This is a genomic window from Microcoleus sp. LAD1_D5, from assembly GCF_036702115.1.
GTDB lineage: Bacteria > Cyanobacteriota > Cyanobacteriia > Cyanobacteriales > Microcoleaceae > Microcoleus.
The window spans coordinates 58,390-75,960 of the sequence record NZ_JAUBSA010000002.1 but is presented as its reverse complement, the minus strand read 5'-3'; the positions used below and the strand labels follow the sequence as shown (position 1 = coordinate 75,960).

Below are 17,571 nucleotides of genomic sequence, written 5' to 3'. Positions count from 1 at the left end.
GTTGCCCTAATTATTCATCTTTCTGCAAAACCCCATTCAGAAAAATATCTGCGAGTCCTTCCGCCATTTCCTGCATTTGCTGCGGTGAAGCATTCGGCTCCATAATCGTATTTTGACTGAAACCTGCGACTGCAAACATTCCCAAAAATACCTGAGCGACAATCTTCGGATTCATCTTCCGATAAACTCCTTTTTCCATCGCCGTTTCAAAAAAAGCCTCAGCAACATCGCTCATTTTTCCGATGACTTCCAACTGAATTCTGTCGCGCAAATCCGGGTGAAATTGCGCCTCCAAAAAACACACCCGCATCATGTCGCTATTCTCGCGGATATTCAGCATCCGCCGCCGCATCACTTGAGCCACTGCTTTGTAACTGCCCATCTCGCTCAATTCTGTCAGCAAATCCGTCAGCAACTCCACCCATCCTTCCGTCGCCACCTCAATCAAAATAGCTTTTTTATTATCAAAATGCCGAAATAGCGTACCCTCCGCCACCCCCGCCGCCGCTGCTAAATCGCGAGTTGTCGTGCCGTCGTATCCGCTGCGGGCAAACAACCGCTGAGCGGCTTGTAAAATTCGCTTCTTGGTTTCTGTTTCCGAAGGAGGAGACTGATTAAAAATTCGCATGGCTTTGCAATCGGTAATTGGCGACTTAGATCTACGGGAGCGGGACTGAAAAACTAAATTATGTTAAGTTTTAAGTTGTGCGTGACTTTAATCTTAAACTGGAAGTGGCGCAACAGATCGCTTATGCCCCCAAAAATCTTTATGCTTAAAAAGCCTCTGTTGTTATTCGGCATAAACTTCTTGCCGTTTGACAATCTAAAATCTAAAATCTAAAATCGAATGACCCTTTTTGAGATTGGCTGTATCAGCTTAACATCTGCGGCGCAACAGATCGCTTATGCCTCCAAAAATCTTTATCCTTAGAAAAGAATCTCTGGCCACCGAGCACAAGCATTTTTTGTTTGACAATCCAAAATCCAAAATCTAAAATCTAAAATCTAAAATCGAATGACCCCGCAGTTCCAAAAACCCCGTGAAGCGAAGCTATCCCGTAGGGAATCGCCCGTGAGCCAAACTCGATTCATTGCCTCCCTGCTGGCCGCTGTACTGCTGTGGTGGGGCATTTCTCCCGAAATCGCCCTCGCCCGCCCCAACCCCGCTAGTGGCTCCCAAGCAGTCTCTGTTCAACCGTCGCTCGATCGAGTAATCAAGCAAGTCAGCGAATTTAAGCTCGACAACGGCATGAAATTCATCGTACTCGAAAGGCCCAGAGCGCCCGTAGCATCGTTTCTGATTCACGCCGATGTCGGCGGCGCAAACGAACCCGACGGCCAAACAGGTGTCGCTCACTATCTCGAACATTTAGCCTTTAAAGGCACGCCAAAAATCGGCACTACCGACTATCAAGCCGAAAAGCCGCTGCTAGAAAAACAAGACCAACTCTTCGAGCAAATGCAAGCAGCGAAAGCCAGCGGCAAAACTGAAGAAGTCGCCACATTAAAAGCAGAATTTGACAAAGTTGAAGCCGAAGCTTCGCAATTTGTCAAGCGCAATGAACTGGGTAAAATAGTGGAACAAGCAGGCGGAGTGGGACTAAATGCCGCTACTTCCACCGACGCCACAATGTATTTTTACAGCCTCCCAGCTAATAAGTTAGAAATGTGGATGTCGCTGGAATCCGAGCGATTTCTAGAACCGGTATTTCGGGAATTTTACAAAGAAAAACAGGTAATTTTAGAAGAGCGCAGGCTGCGAACCGAGAATTCTCCGATCGGACAAATGGTTGAAGTTTTTGCCAACAAAGCTTTCTCTGTTCATCCCTACCGCCGCCCCGTAATTGGCTACACTGAAGACATTAAAAACCTCAGCCGCAGCGACGTGCAGAAGTTTTTCGAGACTCACTACGTCCCCAGCAAGCTGACTGTTGCGGTGGTAGGAGACGTGAAAGCTTCGGAGGTGAAGCGACTCGCTCAAATTTATTTCGGCCGTTACAAGGCGAAACCAGCGCCTCCAGAATTGCAACTTGTCGAACCTCCCCAAACGCAAACTAAGGAAGTGACGCTGCAATTAAAAACTCAACCTTGGTATTTGGAAGGATACCACCGGCCGGCGATGAATCATCCCGACAATGCGATTTATGAAATGATTGGTTCTTTGCTCAGCGATGGCCGCACTTCTCGGCTTTACAAATCTTTGGTAGAACAGCAGCAATTGGCGCTGGCTGCTCAAGGTTTCAGCGGTTATCCGGGGGAAAAGTATCCGAATTTGATGTTATTTTACGCTCAAACTGCTCCGGGTCGCACGGTTGATGAGGTGGCGGCAGCTTTGAGCAAGGAAATCGATCGCCTGAAAACTGAGCCGGTTTCTGCTTTGGAATTGGATCGCGTGAAAACTCAGGCGAGAGCCGATTTGTTGCGATCGCTCAATTCTAATATGGGCATGGCATTTTCCCTGGTGGACTATCAAGTGAAAACCGGTTCGTGGCGAAATTTGTTCAAGGAATTGGAGGCGATCGCGGCTGTTACTCCGGCTGACATTCAGCGTGTCTCTCAGGCAACTTTCCGCCCGGAAAATCGCACGATTGGTAAGCTTTTGTCGCTGTAAAGAAGTCAGTTGTCAGTTGTCAGTTGACTGTTGACTGTTGTCAGTTGTCAGTTGACTGTTGACTATTGTCAGTTGTCAGTTGACTGTTGACTGTTGTCAGTTGTCAGTGGTGAGCTTTCCAGCGAACAGCCAACAGCGAACAGTCAACAGTCAACAGTTAACATTTGTCAGTCAACAGTCAACAGTCAACATTTGTCAGAATGTATAACTTAGGAGAAAGAATGAAAAGGACTAAATTGAGACTGAAAAAAGTAAAGTTATTTCTGCTGTCGCTTTGCTTTTTTACTGTTTCACTGGGCACGTTTAATTTGTTACCTTCCTTTGCGGCGGCACCGAAACACTACGACGAATTAACATTCCCGGCGGTGCCAGAAATTAAACTGCCTAAATATACTCGCTTCGAGCTAAAAAATGGCATCCGCGTGTATCTTATGGAAGACCGGGAACTCCCGTTAGTCGGGGGAACGGCACTATTTCGCACGGGCGAGCGCTTTGAACCTGCCGAGAAAATTGGATTGGGAGGATTGACGGGAGAAGTGATGCGAACTGGCGGCACGAGCCGGCATACGGCTGATGAACTAAATCAGTTGCTAGAACAGCGAGCAGCTTCGGTAGAAACGGGGATTGATGTTAGTTCGGGTACCGCTAATTTTAGTGCTTTAGCTGAAGATGTGGAACCCGTGTTTGACTTATTTGCGGAAGTGATTCGGGAGCCAATATTTGCTCAGGAAAAGTTAGATTTAGCGAAGAATCAAACTCAAGGTGCGATCGCCCGCCGCAATGACGATCCTAACGATATTACCGGCCGCGAGTTTGAAAAGTTAATTTATGGCGATCGCAGTCCTTACGCGCGCACGGTAGAATACAAAACCCTCGCCAATATTTCCCGCGACGATTTGGTGAGTTTCTACCAGAAATATTTCCATCCCAAGAATATGATTTTGGGTATTTCTGGGGACTTTGATACAGCTAAAATGCGATCGCTCATTGAGCAAAAATTCGGCAATTGGCAACCGAGTCAGAGTGCAGAAGTGCCTGCGCTACCAACGGTATCACCAGCAAAGGGCGGCGGCATATTTTTGGTAAATCAGCCGCAATTAAGTCAAAGTTACGTGCAAATGGGACATTTGGGCGGAATGCTCAGCAGTCCAGATTACGGTACTTTGGACGTGATGAACGGGGTTCTCAACGGTTTCGGTGGTCGTTTGTTTAATAACGTGCGATCGCGCCAAGGCTTAGCTTATTCAGTATATGCGGCTTGGAGTCCGAGATATGACTATCCGGGGGTGTTTGTCGCTGGAGGCCAAACGCGATCGGACGCAACAGTACCGTTTATCCAGGCGATTCGGGCAGAGATCGATCGTATCCGCACCGAACCCATTACCCCCGAAGAATTAGCTTTTGCTAAAGATTCCACCCTAAATTCTTTCATCTTCAAATTTGAAAATCCCACTCAAACTTTGTCGCGATTAATGCGCTACGAATACTACGGTTATCCCGAAGATTTCATTTTTCGTTACCGCCGCAGCATTGAAGCAGCAACAATTGCCGACGTGCAGCGCGTAGCCAAGACTTACTTGAAACCGGAGAATTTGGTAACATTAGTAGTGGGAAATACGGCAGCCATTCAACCGCCGTTATCGAGTTTGGGAACTTCGGTCAAAGTGCAATCTGTTGATATCACAATTCCCTCGGCGACTTAATTGGTAATAAGGACTAAAGTCATTACTAAAAACCATTTTAAGGTTCGTAGTAATGACTTTATTGCTCTCTTGTTGTGTCACAGACATCCCGCCCTTTCATGCCAGCCGATCGGGATCGACACCCAACTCCCGCAACTTTGCCGCCAATACCTCCGCCCGCTGGCGTTCCTGTTCTGCCCGCTGGCGTTCCTGTTCTGCCCGCAGCCGTTCCTGTTGGGCCTGTTCCGAACTCCACAGCAGCAAATTTCCAGCCTCATCCCACCAGCGCAGCCAATTCATAGTTTGTCCCAGCCGTTCCCCTGGCCAAATCCCCAGCCACAAATCCAACTCTGGAATCCGCACCCGTCCCTCAGCATCAGCGGTCTGGGCTGCATAACCACCATTTTGCAGATACCGCACTTCCAGCTTGGGCTCGTAGGGGTCGTAGGTAACATAGGTGGGCACTTGCAAAATCTGCTCGTAGAAGTAGAGCTTGCCATAGGGAGGAGTCGATCGCGCCGACAGTTCGGCGTAATCTTCGTTAGACAAAAACTCCATCACCACCGATACCGGCGCACCCTCCAGATTGGGCGTGTAACTGCGGCGAATGCTGCCCTCTGCGACTCGATGCACTTGCGGCGCGTAAAACCAATCCGGTGCTTTGACTACAGTCTGCTTATTTACTGTCGCTACCAGTCCAAAATTGGAACCGATTAGGGCGATCGGCTGAATGCGTCCAGCGGCTCCGAGAGCATCGGTGAGAGCGGCCGCAAGGGGTGGTTGTTGAATATTTTCCACAGGATCGTCGGGTAAAACAAAGTCGGCTGGTAAGCCTTCCCAGGTGACAGTTGGTGCTTGGGAACTCGATGGGATTTGAAGTACCATTAGTTTATACCATTTTAGATTTTATATTTTAGATTTTAGATTTTAGATTGGAAAAGAAGGTGTTTGTAGTGAGGATTAAAGTCCTTCTAAAACTCGCTCCGACTTTAGTCCTCACTACAAACAATCCTCAACTAAAAATCAATACTCAAAGGCGCTCTCGGAAACGGAATCACATCCCGAATATTCCCCATTCCAGTCATAAACTGCACTAACCGCTCAAATCCCAAACCAAACCCAGCGTGAGGCACAGTACCGTAGCGGCGCAAATCCAAATACCACCACAATTCCTCCTTATTCATACCCTGGGCTTCCATGCGCCGCTCCAACACATCTAGCCTTTCTTCCCGCTGCGAACCGCCGATAATTTCCCCAATATTAGGAGCCAAAACATCCATTGCTCGCACCGTTTTCTCGTCCTCATTTAAACGCATATAAAATGCTTTAATTCCCACGGGATAATCGCTGACAATCGTCGGCTTTTTAAACAATTCCTCAGCCAAATAACGCTCGTGTTCCGACTGCAAATCCAAACCCCAACTGACCGGAAAATCAAACTTTTTGTCGGCTTTTTCCAAAAGTGCGATCGCCTCCGTATAAGTAATCCGCTCGAACTGATTATTAATGATATTTTCAGCAGTAGCCAAAACCGTCTTGTCAATGCGCTCATTGAAAAACTCCATATCTTCCGGGCAATGCTCCAAAACGTATTTAAAAATATACTTTAAAAACGCCTCAGCCAAATCCATATCTCCCTGCAAATCGCAGAAAGCCATCTCCGGTTCAATCATCCAAAACTCAGCTAAATGTCGCGAAGTATTTGAATTTTCCGCTCGGAAAGTCGGGCCAAAAGTGTAAACGTTGCCGAAAGCCATCGCCATAACTTCCGCTTCCAACTGGCCGCTAACTGTTAAATAGGCGCGCTTTCCAAAAAAGTCTTTAGCATAATCAACCTCTTGCGAATCAGTGCGCGGCACATTCTTTAAATCAAAGTTGGTAACGGCGAACATTTCCCCCGCACCTTCGCAGTCGCTAGCAGCAATAATCGGGGTATGAACCCACAAAAAACCGCGTTCTTGAAAAAATTGGTGTACCGCCGCCGAACAAGCATTGCGGACTCGAAAGACAGCACCGTGGGTGTTTGTGCGCGGCCGTAAATGCGCCATTGTCCGCAAGAATTCAAAGGAATGGCGCTTTTTTTGTAGCGGATAAGTTTGCGGGTCTGCATCGCCGTAAACTTGTACTTGTGAGGCTTTCAACTCAATTCGCTGTCCTTTTGCTGGAGACGCTACCAGCACTCCCGACACTTCTAGAGATGCACCTGTATTCAGTTGTTTCAGTACATTTTCAAAGTCTGGCAAATCTGAATTTATGACTACTTGCAAGTTAGCCATCGCCGAACCATCGTTGACTTCGACAAAGGCAAATTCTTTCAATTCGCGCTTAGTGCGAACCCAACCTTGAACAGTTACAGTTTCGTCGGGTTCACCTGCGCGCAAAATTGCTGCTATTCGTTGATTTGTCATAATATCCACTCCTGTTTATTTAATATTTTGCACCATATTTCTCTTTTTTCTCTTCCTCTGCGCCCTCTGCGCCCTCTGCGGTAAATAAAAAAATCAAAAATCCTAACTCCCAGCATCCTTCAACCTGCATAGGATTTCAAAATCCAACCGAGCAAAATGCCAAGTCCCCCAAACCGAACTGCTTGCCAAAAAGGTTGTTTTATGCTTCCCCAAGAAAACAGGCTGCTTTCTAAATTCAACTCGATAGTTTCCAATTCTTGCTCAATTTCCCGCAATTCTTTTTTGAGTTCCGGCAATGGATTTTGGCGTTTGGACTGGCGGATTTCTTCGCGGCGATGGCCGAGTTCGACTTGGCGCTGTCGATCGACCTGAATTTGAGTGTACCGTTCTTTGACTGCCGCGAGCGATCGCTCAACTGCTGCGAGCGCTTGAACAAACTCACTTTCTTGCTCTTCCCGATTTAACTCTGACGGCTGTTGAGGCATTTCGATCTGCAAACCTGACAATAATAATAAAAAAAACCGATTTCCAATTAAGTTGTTATTATATGCAGTATATTTTTTAAATTCAGAAACGGCAGTCAAATCCGTATAATTGCCACTTATGCTTGAAACTACACAAACAACCCAAACTGTCAACCTCAACGAGCTTAGCACGGTAGAACTAGCCCAAGCTCTAGCCGCGCGCCTCGCCATCCACGAAAAAGATTGGCACCGCCTCAAAGCCAACCGTTCGGCGCGGGCCTGCGAGCAAGCTGCGGCCGCTTTGGTCTTTTTGCTCAAAAAACAGCCCGAAGAAGCTCTCCCGCGCTTAAACCAAGCAGCAGGATGGCTGGATCGATCGATATCTGCTCCTCCCTGTCCCACCCACGGCAAATAATTTTGAGTTTTGAGTCTTGAGTTTTGGCTTGATTAGTCGCTCAAAAATTAGACAATCGCGCCGCTCGATCGAGCAGCGCGATTGTGAGTTCAAAAGATTTATACTTTTTCAACTCAAAACTCACATTTTGCATTATGATCAGCTATCAATAGCTAGAGCGTTCAAATTCTCACTGCAAGCTTGAGCCCGAGAACGAAAAAATTTCCAGGTCTAGCTGAGGTGAAAACTGCTGCCAAATAGCGGTGCTAGCGGAAGCGAGGCAGTCGGTAGGGACTGGCAAGTTCTTTGCACAGCCGTAACTCTGTACCTTCAGAATTCCACTCTACCCGATCGAATATTTGGTAAAGAATAAACAACCCCCTACCACATTCCTGTTCCACATGAGGTAGTCCAGAGTTATCTGCAACGTCCTCTGCGAGGAGATTGTCGCAATCATCGGTATAAAGGTCACAACTGCAAGGGGCCTTAAAGCCCGAACCTTCATCCGATATCACCCACCAATATTGGTTTTGGACGATCGAAAAACGGACTCCAACAGTTTTACCGGGGTCTAATTTGTTTCCATGCTTAGCAGCATTTACCAAAGCTTCTTGAAGCCCCAACCGCAATTCCGCTTGCCAGTAATCTGGCACCTCTGCTAGGAGCAGATCCAAAATAGGACAAAGGTATAGAGTAGAAGCGAAGCTAATCGTAATCCAATTGCGTCCGACGGGACGAGGTGAAATAGCAATCACTCAGAAAACTCCCTAACTTTCAGGTGGATAAAGTTCACACCCTGCATAGTTGGCTCCCTAGTATTCAAAATGCTAATTAATTGAGCGGCGCAGCTCTACTTCTATCTTAGAGTATCAAAGCAATTAAGAACAGCAAACAACGTCACAAAATATTCAGGGATTCTGAGAAACTTCTGCAGAGAACCATCAGTAATTTTACTTATAACTTCTCCCTGCCACGAAATTTTTGATTTCAGCTTTTGTCAACTCGCAACGCTTAAGTTCGCTGCATCCCCCAAGCCGTCAACACCTCTTGAACAAACGATCCCCACCTGGAAAAGCTCGGAAATAACTATAAAAAAGTCGATCCCTTAACGATCGCCAATCAGGTTGGACCCTCGCCGCCAAGCTTTGCACCCATCGCCCCTGAGCTTTCTCTTACCGCCACACAGCACAATCATCATACCTAGGTGTGTTGCAGCCACAACCCGATATATTTTCCCAACTGCGATCGGGCAAAATATCTCCCCTTGCTGCGCCCCTCACAAAATCAATATTCGTTACAAAACTTATTAAGCCTGAGTGCGGCAGAGCGCCAGATCCCAACTCGCCCACATTGACCAATCCTTTGCTGGCGAAACCCGGCGCGTTGATCCAACTATATAAATCTGAGCGTCGCGATACAATAGTTAAAGTAAATAATTATTTCTTTACATTATGCAAGCAACCCCAGCCATCACCACAGCCCCCATAGCCGGCACTTACTGGCAGTGGCGGGGGCATTCAGTATACTACGTTCGATCCAGCGATCGGCATCCCGAACGCCCTCCCCTGCTGTTAATTCACGGTTTTGGAGCGTCCACAGACCACTGGCGCAAAAATATCAGCGGCCTGAGCAAAGACTTTGAAGTGTGGGCGATCGACCTGATCGGATTCGGGCGATCGGCAAAACCCGAATTGCAGTACAGCGGCGACCTCTGGCGCGACCAACTACACGACTTTATCACCACCATCATCAGCCGGCCCGCCGTACTAGCCGGCAACTCCCTCGGAGGCTACGCCGCCTTGTGCGTAGCAGCCCAGCGCCCCGAATCAGCCGCCGGACTGATATTAATCAACAGCGCCGGCCCCTTCAGCGAACCGCAGCCCGCACCCGAAGCCCCGCCCGTGCAAAAAGCCATATCTACGGTAGCTAAAACCTTATTTCAGCAAGATTGGGCAAGTTTTCTGCTGTTCCAGTACGTGCGTCAGCGATCGACAATTCGGAAAACCCTAGAAAAAGTATATCTCGACCAAAGCGCCGTCACAGACCAATTAGTAGAAGAAATTTACCTTCCCTCCTGCGATCCCGGTGCCCCCAAAGTATTCGCCTCCGTATTCCGAACACCCCAAGGGGAAAAAATCGACGTATTGCTAAGTCAATTAAACTGCCGGTTGCTAATGCTGTGGGGAGAAGGCGATCCGTGGATGAATTCCGCAGAAAGAAGCGCCAAATTTCGCAAACACTATCCGCAGTTGACAGAACACTTTATCAAAGCCGGTCACTGTCCCCACGACGAAGTACCAGAACAGATAAACGAACTGATTCGCGCATGGATAATTGAGCAATAGTCGATCGGCACATCGATAATTTTCCCCCGGCCATCTCCTCCCTCGGAGAGGGGGAAAATTATCCGATTTGCAGTAAAAATTTATGTATTGTGCCAACACAAACGCGGTTAATTTCTCTCACATATTCTGAGGAGACGGAAACAATGGCCCGCAAAAAGACTCGCCGCAATTTTATATTGAGCAGTATAGCTGTTGCCAGCGGCATTGCAGGTGCTAAGGCGATCGAACAGCAGGATCGGGAAATCGCAGTCGCACCCAATAACCAGGGGGCCGCCACAGTAAAAATGCCAGAACGACTGTTAGGCAACACCGGCGTGAAAGTGCCTATTTTCGGTTTGGGAGGGGCAGGACAAACACCGCTGTCGCAGCCGGGAAGAGAAGCAGAAGCAGCGACGCAAATTGAACGCGCGATCGAATTAGGCATTCGCTATTTTGACACGGCGGCCGAGTACGGGCCCAGCGAAGAAAACTTAGGCAAAGTTTTGCCACCATATCGATCGCGCCTATTCCTAGCCACAAAAACCTCCGCCAGAGACAGAGACGGCGCGTGGAGAGACTTAGAGCGATCGCTCAAAAGATTAAAAACCGATCGGTTAGACTTGTGGCAACTCCACCACGTCTCATTCCAAGCCGAATTAGACCAAATTTTCAGCACCAAAGGAGCAATAAAGGCGATCGAAGAAGCCAAACAGCAAAAAATAATTCGTTTTTCCGGCATCAGCGGACACCACGAACCTGCTATCATTGTGGCCGGCTTGGATCGCTATCCTTTTGACACAACATTAATCTCCCTCAACGCGGCAGAAAAACACCATCCGCGCTCCTTTGTTACCAGCGCTTTACCAGTTGCCAAAGCCAAAAACATTGGCGTCATAGCCATGAAAATACCAGCTTACGGCAAATTATTTCAGAACGGTGTTTTAGATGGAATGCACCAAGCAATGGGCTACACGCTTTCACTTCCCGGCGTGCACTGCTGCGTCATCGCCGCCGACTCAGTAAAGCAATTAGAAGAAAATTTTAAAGTCGCCCAAGCATTCAAACCCCTGAACCAAACAGAAATGGCAGCACTTGAAAAACGCACCGCCGCCGCTTGGCAAGAAAATACATTTTTCCGACAGTGGACTTAAACTTCCCAATCCAAAATCCCCTTTTTCATCTGTGTTAATGGTGTTGTGTTTATTATGGCGCGGGACGCCCGTGAGTCATAGTTTTGTATGAAGACTCAAGTCCTCACTACAAAATTCTAACGGTTATTTTTACGGAACTTGATATCATCTGCGGTGAAAATATTTCAAATCACAAAACACGGCGACCTGGTTGGGTCGCCTTGTTATATATCATAAAAAATGCGATTTGTCAACAGCAAACCGCTACTTTTTTTTCCGTTTAGCCTTATCTAACCGCCTGCGATCGCGCCATTCAACCGCTGTCAAATAAGCGACCCCGCCAGTCACCGTCAGCAGCAGTACAAAGGCCACTAAAACGAGAATATTAGCAATCGAAAATTCCACAACGTCTCTTCCTCTGATTTTACATTTCCTATTTTCGATTTTAGATGAAAAATGTTAATAGTTAACAGTTGAATGTTGCCGGCTAACTCTTAACTATTAACACTCCACTCAAACTGCTGGCAAATCTTCCAAAATTGTAAACCTCACATGATTAATTGCCAGAGTCCCCACGGAAACATCCTCCTTGTTTAAAGGAAGACCGCCGCTCGTGAGACTTTGAAACCGAATTCCCTTGCCAATTTCTACGTGATACCAAGCCAAACCCATAAAAAATCGCAAAGGATAAGGGCCTCTGTCTTGAATATCATCAGGATTAGATTCCATCGGCACCCAGCCAAAACCAGGAATGTAAAATTCCAGCCAAACGTGATTGAAATCTGGCTCCAGCGACACACCTTTTCTGTCAGCAAAAGCCGGACACTTGTAGCGCCCGATCGTGCGGCAAGCAATCCGGTTCAACCTAGCCAAAGCCAACAACAACCCCACGTACTCGCCACAAGAACCGATGCCCCGGCGCAGCACAATATCGGGAGTGTCAATGTGAGGTCTAATTCCGTAAGAAAGTTGATCGTAAACAAAATTACGAATGCTCAGTAACTGCCTCAGAATATTAGTTTCTGAGCCAATGGCAGCCACAGCAGCCGATCGCACAATCTCTGTCTCCATCGCCAAATTGTCATTATCCACCAAATACTTAGCGGCAAACTCTGGGGACAGCTTCGGACTCTTTTCGACATCCCGAGGCGACAACTGATACTTAATCGATCGAACTTCTAACAATGCCTTCCAGCCAAAAATTCGGCGTTCCCCAGGGTGCAGCCGATCGAACTTAAACACCGCCACCCGTTCCCCTTCCTGAATTTCCTCAGTAAAAGGCATTCCGATGGGCGTAACACTCCTTACCTTTTGCCGGTGAGTTTCCGAAGGCAAAGCAATCCGCCACTCCAAATTTTCGATTTCTACCTCATCGAGAGGAGACAGTTCCTCCACATAAGACATTTCCATCAAAAAACCGTTTGACAGAGCGTAGCGCTCGGCTTCATTGTAGTGAAAATACAAAGGCTGAATAAAAGTGCGATCGCGCTTCGTCACTTGAAAAGGATCTTCCGAATTCGGGTCATCCCGGATGTAAAGTTCATCCCCGGCATAAGCCACGTACAGAACCTCCTCCCCGGTTTCGGAATCCTTGTGAAAAGCCAAACCAGAAGGCGACTCAAAGGGAGTCAAAACGCTAAATTTAATCTCCCCAGTTCCCCGTTCCAAACAGTAAACAGTTTGCTCAGTTTTGTCGCAAACCCAAATTTCCTCATCCCGGACTGTGATATTTTCCACCCCTATACCGGGAGCGTAAAACCGAGTAATTTCCCGACCAGTTTTCAGGTCAAAAACCAGAATAGATCCCAATCTTTGGCAAGTGACATAAAGCGTAGATTTCCAAACAGCAATCCCGTCAGCAGGATAAGAAAGTGAAACAAAATGTTCCGGTTTGAGTTCAGCGATGCCGCCGTCCCGAATTGCGCTCCGACAGCAACAAATATCCTCATCCCGCGCAAACCAGAGACTATCTTCCGAAATAGCCAGCCCGGTTGCGCCTGCAAACTTAGCCGTTTGATAAGGATTCAAAACAGTAGTGTTGTCAGTTTCTCGATCGATCTCCAATAGCAGCCCTTCGGCGCGATCGACAGCGAACAACCTATTTCCTAAAAAAGCAATGCCGTGCAGTGCCAAGACTCCGATGGGTCTGACCATCCGCAGCCCCGAAGGCTGTTTGTCCGAGAGAAAAGGTGAATCGAGATTCATGCTAAATTTCTTGCCGGTATTGTACAGAAAACCTGATATGTAACTTGTAGCCGATCGCTTGAGGTTCACCAGCAAAATTGCCGAGTTTCCTGATATCCAGGACTGACGCATCAACCTGGTGTTTTTACGAAAATAATTCGTTTTAGCCTCTTGTCTGAGTTAAAAAACCCGGAATATTAGCCTGGGTCAAAGTTGGGTTTAACAAGCTCAACCCAACCTGCTGCCGTCAATGCAAGTAAGTATAACTACTAAGCTACCACTGAAAAACGCGACAGAGAATTCTATGTTGATCAGAACGACCAAACTAATCGTATCTGCCTAAAGATATAAATTAAGTACAACAGATTACTAGATTCGCCAAAACCTTGGGTAGAATAAAACCGTGCGATAAAGTTCTTAGGTTCATCAGAAGGCAGGTTCGTCATGGCTTTGAAGTCTGCTCTAAATATCGGTGTCTTTTCCTTAATTCTGTCTTTAGAGGCAGTTGCCGCCGGTAGTTTCTTAATACCAGCAGAGGCTCTCAACAGCCCCGCAAACAGCCTCCAGCACCCCTCACGACCCCAGGTACCCCTCAACTGGCAAACAGTTCAACCCCCTGAACCAAGCGGAACCAGACCGAACAGCGAGCAATTGAGATCCGCGTGGAATAGCTTTCAACCGCCACAGGACGGAGTACCCGGAAGGCGGGAAGGGGGAGGAACCCGCGGCTTAGAATGCCCCACGGCCACAACTGCTTTAACTGCCTTAATTCCCCAATCAACTATGGGGCAAACCATATCAGCAACACCGACATTTTTCTACTACCTTCCCATAGCCCTCGACAAAACAGTTCAGTTTGAGTTAGCAGACGAAAGCGACAAAACACTATACAAAAAAAGTTTTCGGATGGTAACTAGCCGTGCTGGTATCGTTAGCGTCCGCCTCGACTCTGACGGCAACTCGCCAGCCTTGGAAGTTGGCAAAAACTATCAATGGTACTTTACTATCAAATGCAACCCAAAAAACTCTACAGATGATGTTCTCGTTTCCGGGTGGATCAACCGCACCGCACTCGCCCCAACCGTGAAAACAGAGTTGGATCGATCGCCCGATCGTCGCGCCAAGCTCATCATCTTCGCCCAACAAGGTCTCTGGTACGAGTACCTGGCAACTCTAGCTCAATTGCGCCTGGAGTCTCCCAGCGATGCCAGTTTAGCGCTCAAGTGGTTAGAAGTGTTGAACTCAGTCGAACTCGGCAAAATCGCCCAAGAACCCTTAGTCGCAAGTGAGTTAACACCCATAACAAAAAAATAATTCGACATTAGCTTCACAAAAGAATGCAACCCTAGGCCCGTACCCCAAACCCTGATAGCCATAAGTCAGTCGATTTTAGATTTTAGATTTTAGATTTTAGATTTTAGATTTTAGATTTTAGATTTACTTGCTGCATTGAATCTGGGAGCACGAACAAGAGTCTAAAATTTTAGGATCTACACTGATGAGCGTTCGGGGTACGGTATCCGTTTTTGGGCGAGTCATTGCCAAATCTCAAATCTCAAATGGTATGACTTTTGCACGGCATACAAAAAACTCGGTTTCGAGCGGGGGTGTTTGGCAGCGCCAGAGATGATTTTTGCCTGTTCGGGGTTTTTGGGTCGATCGTCGTAAATAAATGAAAATTTTTGTGCTAATGAGCCGGAACGGCTCGCTTGCCTATTGAAAGCCGGACTGGGGAAATTTTTATTGTTAAATTGCGCTCAATACTAAATGATAAACTGGCAGAGTCAAGCAGCATACCAACTTATTTTAGACAAAATATTAATTATGCGCCCGAGTGCAAATATTGCAATATTTCGGTTGGCGATTTCACTTCTGACTGGACTCCCCATCGGTTGCTTTTATGCCAATAAAGCTATATCCCAAACCAACGATATTTCTCTGTTGCCCGTCGCCGCTGACAACTCAGCAGATACGGGCAATGAAGTATTAGCACTGCAAAAACTGGAAATCAATCAGGATGAAACAGCGACCAACTTAAATCAGCTTCCCGATTCCATCGAGACCAACCCTGAACCAGAAACACAATCTAACCCCGCCGATAACAGCCAAGATGCTTGTTCCACAATCGATGAAACTGCTTGTGGTGCGGGCATCTTGCCCGAACAAACAAATCTGGTTGACAACGATCCCCAATGTCAGAACCAGCTACATTGCAATCATGTTTTAGCCCAGAACCCACCCTCGCCGCCTCCAAACCTGCCACCGCCGCCGACGGAGCCCGATCCAAATCGCGATCGATTTCTGCAACCCGCCCCCCAGCCTTCCCCAGAACCTCCCCCAGTACCGCCCACAGTAGCGCCGAGATCCCCGTCGCCAGTTCCCCCAACGCTGCCGAATACACCAATTGAGGTGCAGAAAATTCAAGTAGTTGGCAGCACAATTTTAAGCCAAGACGAAATTAATGCCTTAGTCAACCCGTTAGAAGGCCGTTCTACCACCCTAGAACAGCTCAAACAAATCGCCGACAAAATTACCGAAATTTACCTCAATCGTGGCTACATCACTTCGAGAGCAGTCTTGCCGCCCCAAACTATCACCGCAGGGGTAGTCCAAATTCAAGTGATTGAAGGCAAGCTAGCCCGAATTGAGGTAGAAGGAACTAAAAGATTGAATCCAAGTTACATCCGCAGCCGAATTCGACTCGGTGCCCGAATGCCTTTAAGCACAGCTTCATTAGAAGACCAACTCCGGCTGCTGCGAGTCGATCCTTTATTTGACAATGTAGAGGCCAGCCTGCGGGCTGGGGATAATGAAGGCGAGAGCATTCTGATCGTCCGAGTCTCGGAAGCTAATCCCTTTCAACCTACTTTCAGCATTGACAATTACTCGCCTCCCAGTGTCGGTTCCGAAAGATTGGGAGTTAGTTTGCGCCACCGCAATATAACAGGAAAGGGCGACGAACTGGCAGGGGCTTATTACCGATCGATCGGCGATTCAGACGTGTTTGATTTCAGCTATCGCGTGCCGCTAAATGCGATGAACGGCACTTTGCAATTGAGGGCGGCACCGAACCGCAACAGTATTGTACAAGAACCTTTTGATAGTTTTGATATTTCGGGAAAATCGCATTTATTTGAAGTTAGTTACCGCCAGCCGCTGCGGAGAACGCCGATCGAAGAATTTGCCTTGTCTGCTGGTTTTACTTATCAGACAGGCAGAACTTTTGTCGCTGGCGAACCGGTTTCTTTTGGCATCCGCGAGGAGTCCAAGGGTGTCAGCACTACGAGCGCAATTAAGTTGGGACAGGACTACATTCGGCGCGACCCGCAGGGTGCTTGGGCCGTGCGATCGCAATTTACGATCGGCACTAGCTTGTTTGATGCTACTCAATACGAAGGTTCTGATCCCGACGGACAATTTTTTAGCTGGCTGGGTCAAGTGCAGCGAGTACAGCGATTGAATGACAAACATTTATTAATTTTGCAGGCTGACTTGCAGTTGTCAGCTAATAGTTTGTTGCCTTCACAGCAATTTGTAATTGGCGGCGGACAATCTTTGCGCGGCTACCGCCAAAATGTCCGTTCTGGCGATAACGGCTTCAGAGTTTCGATCGAAGATCGGATTACTTTGCAGCGCGATGCTTCGGGAAATCCCAAACTTCAATTAGCTCCCTTTTTGGATGCGGGTACGGTATGGAACGTTGCGAACAATCCTAATAAATTAACCAATCAAACATTTTTAGCAGGTGTGGGTTTGGGGGTAATCTGGGAACCGATACAGCGGGTGAACCTGCGCGTAGATTACGCTTTTCCTTTGGTGAGAATTAGCGATAAAGGCGACAATCTGCAAGATAACGGCATTTACTTCAATATAATTTATACACCCTAAAGGGACTTACTGATATCTGGCACTATTGTCAGCAACAGGCAAGATGCCTGTTCCACAAAATATAAATTTTCTTGTGGAACAGGCCGGAAAGCCTGTTCATAAAAGGCTAATTGAGAATGGTGCAGCATATGAGGACTTAGGCACTCGCGGTGTCCTGACTGGGGGTAATATTAATTTCCACGCTACCGGAGTTGATATTAGACCCAGGTAGCTGTCCCTTGAGAAAAATCAGCTCGCTTTACAAAGCACAGTCAGCCCGTCAAAAAATAATAACATCGACGAGCCAACGCCCCGCCGATTCAAGTTACATCCCTTAACGTCCTTGCCTCACCCTTGACGCAGCCAATGACAGACAAAGATTATGAAAAATGATAGAGTTTGTCCTTAACATAAATAATTTTTTCTGACAACTAACCCCCAGCCCATCTTAATTTTAATCACCTCGGTAAAAAATGAGCCAACGCTAAGCAGATTTGCTTATCCAAA

At 47.4% G+C, this 17,571-nt stretch carries 14 protein-coding genes; 7 read left to right on the top strand and 7 right to left on the bottom strand.

Annotated elements, in window-relative coordinates; translation table 11 throughout:
• Positions 1-10 precede the first annotated feature (10 nt).
• Entirely contained in the window at positions 11-628 is a 618-nt protein-coding gene (locus tag QUA70_RS01415) for a helix-turn-helix domain-containing protein (protein ID WP_333344804.1), read from the bottom strand.
• Between the two features lie 387 nt (positions 629-1,015).
• Here QUA70_RS01415 and QUA70_RS01410 point away from each other — a divergent pair, with 387 nt between their 5' ends.
• Together QUA70_RS01410 and QUA70_RS01405 are read left to right on the top strand one after the other, a co-directional pair.
• The gene (locus tag QUA70_RS01410) at positions 1,016-2,611 is read left to right on the top strand and encodes a pitrilysin family protein (protein ID WP_333344802.1); all 1,596 of its coding nucleotides are present in this window, start codon (positions 1,016-1,018) and stop codon (positions 2,609-2,611) included.
• A 221-nt stretch (positions 2,612-2,832) separates the two neighbouring features.
• A complete protein-coding gene (locus tag QUA70_RS01405) occupies positions 2,833-4,314 on the top strand; it encodes a pitrilysin family protein (protein ID WP_333327103.1) in 1,482 nt (493 codons plus the stop codon).
• 96 nt (positions 4,315-4,410) lie between these two features.
• On the opposite strand, the gene QUA70_RS01400 is transcribed toward QUA70_RS01405, so the two are convergent.
• From QUA70_RS01400 to QUA70_RS01390, 3 genes are all read right to left on the bottom strand, one after another.
• Positions 4,411-5,178: a Uma2 family endonuclease gene (locus QUA70_RS01400; protein WP_333344800.1), complete on the bottom strand. Its 768-nt coding sequence runs from the start codon at positions 5,176-5,178 to the stop codon at positions 4,411-4,413.
• Between the two features lie 131 nt (positions 5,179-5,309).
• Entirely contained in the window at positions 5,310-6,701 is a 1,392-nt protein-coding gene (gene asnS, locus QUA70_RS01395; RefSeq protein WP_333344798.1) for an asparagine--tRNA ligase, read from the bottom strand.
• Positions 6,702-6,820: 119 nt separating this feature from the next.
• Positions 6,821-7,186, bottom strand: a complete 366-nt coding sequence (locus QUA70_RS01390) for a DUF2203 domain-containing protein (protein ID WP_333344796.1) — start codon at positions 7,184-7,186, stop codon at positions 6,821-6,823.
• Between the two features lie 118 nt (positions 7,187-7,304).
• On the opposite strand from QUA70_RS01390, the gene QUA70_RS01385 reads away from it, so the two are divergent.
• Positions 7,305-7,580 (top strand): DUF6439 family protein, encoded by a 276-nt coding sequence (locus QUA70_RS01385; RefSeq protein WP_006631172.1) that lies wholly within the window; start codon positions 7,305-7,307, stop codon positions 7,578-7,580.
• A gap of 245 nt (positions 7,581-7,825) precedes the next feature.
• Here QUA70_RS01385 and QUA70_RS01380 read toward each other — a convergent pair whose 3' ends face one another.
• On the bottom strand, positions 7,826-8,314 hold the full coding sequence (locus QUA70_RS01380) for an anti-sigma regulatory factor (protein WP_333344794.1): 489 nt from the start codon (positions 8,312-8,314) through the stop codon (positions 7,826-7,828).
• 696 nt (positions 8,315-9,010) lie between these two features.
• Here QUA70_RS01380 and QUA70_RS01375 point away from each other — a divergent pair.
• Both QUA70_RS01375 and QUA70_RS01370 read left to right on the top strand, forming a co-directional pair.
• Complete coding sequence (locus QUA70_RS01375) at positions 9,011-9,904, top strand: alpha/beta fold hydrolase (RefSeq protein ID WP_333344792.1); 894 nt, start codon at positions 9,011-9,013, stop codon at positions 9,902-9,904.
• Between the two features lie 89 nt (positions 9,905-9,993).
• Positions 9,994-11,034 (top strand): aldo/keto reductase, encoded by a 1,041-nt coding sequence (locus QUA70_RS01370; RefSeq protein ID WP_445251601.1) that lies wholly within the window; start codon positions 9,994-9,996, stop codon positions 11,032-11,034.
• A gap of 243 nt (positions 11,035-11,277) precedes the next feature.
• On the opposite strand, the gene QUA70_RS01365 is transcribed toward QUA70_RS01370, so the two are convergent.
• Complete coding sequence (locus QUA70_RS01365; RefSeq protein ID WP_333029071.1) at positions 11,278-11,418, bottom strand: hypothetical protein; 141 nt, start codon at positions 11,416-11,418, stop codon at positions 11,278-11,280.
• A 108-nt stretch (positions 11,419-11,526) separates the two neighbouring features.
• The gene (locus QUA70_RS01360; RefSeq protein WP_333344924.1) at positions 11,527-13,218 is read right to left on the bottom strand and encodes a transglutaminase domain-containing protein; all 1,692 of its coding nucleotides are present in this window, start codon (positions 13,216-13,218) and stop codon (positions 11,527-11,529) included.
• Positions 13,219-13,641: 423 nt separating this feature from the next.
• Here QUA70_RS01360 and QUA70_RS01355 point away from each other — a divergent pair, with 423 nt between their 5' ends.
• The gene (locus QUA70_RS01355) at positions 13,642-14,511 is read left to right on the top strand and encodes a DUF928 domain-containing protein (RefSeq protein WP_333344791.1); all 870 of its coding nucleotides are present in this window, start codon (positions 13,642-13,644) and stop codon (positions 14,509-14,511) included.
• A gap of 453 nt (positions 14,512-14,964) precedes the next feature.
• Positions 14,965-17,085 carry a ShlB/FhaC/HecB family hemolysin secretion/activation protein gene (locus tag QUA70_RS01350; protein ID WP_333344789.1) on the top strand — a complete coding sequence of 707 codons (2,121 nt, stop codon included), beginning with the start codon at positions 14,965-14,967 and terminating at the stop codon, positions 17,083-17,085.
• Positions 17,086-17,571: the final 486 nt, after the last annotated feature.

What these genes read in the sequence shown, in the direction of transcription:
- QUA70_RS01415 (WP_333344804.1), bottom strand. Translation starts at nt 628, where the DNA reads ATGCGAATTTTTAATCAGTCTCCTCCTTCGGAAACAGAAACCAAGAAG.
- QUA70_RS01410 (WP_333344802.1), top strand. Translation starts at nt 1,016, where the DNA reads ATGACCCCGCAGTTCCAAAAACCCCGTGAAGCGAAGCTATCCCGTAGG.
- QUA70_RS01405 (WP_333327103.1), top strand. Translation starts at nt 2,833, where the DNA reads ATGAAAAGGACTAAATTGAGACTGAAAAAAGTAAAGTTATTTCTGCTG.
- QUA70_RS01400 (WP_333344800.1), bottom strand. Translation starts at nt 5,178, where the DNA reads ATGGTACTTCAAATCCCATCGAGTTCCCAAGCACCAACTGTCACCTGG.
- asnS (WP_333344798.1), bottom strand. Translation starts at nt 6,701, where the DNA reads ATGACAAATCAACGAATAGCAGCAATTTTGCGCGCAGGTGAACCCGAC.
- QUA70_RS01390 (WP_333344796.1), bottom strand. Translation starts at nt 7,186, where the DNA reads ATGCCTCAACAGCCGTCAGAGTTAAATCGGGAAGAGCAAGAAAGTGAG.
- QUA70_RS01385 (WP_006631172.1), top strand. Translation starts at nt 7,305, where the DNA reads ATGCTTGAAACTACACAAACAACCCAAACTGTCAACCTCAACGAGCTT.
- QUA70_RS01375 (WP_333344792.1), top strand. Translation starts at nt 9,011, where the DNA reads ATGCAAGCAACCCCAGCCATCACCACAGCCCCCATAGCCGGCACTTAC.
- QUA70_RS01360 (WP_333344924.1), bottom strand. Translation starts at nt 13,218, where the DNA reads ATGAATCTCGATTCACCTTTTCTCTCGGACAAACAGCCTTCGGGGCTG.
- QUA70_RS01355 (WP_333344791.1), top strand. Translation starts at nt 13,642, where the DNA reads ATGGCTTTGAAGTCTGCTCTAAATATCGGTGTCTTTTCCTTAATTCTG.
- QUA70_RS01350 (WP_333344789.1), top strand. Translation starts at nt 14,965, where the DNA reads ATGATAAACTGGCAGAGTCAAGCAGCATACCAACTTATTTTAGACAAA.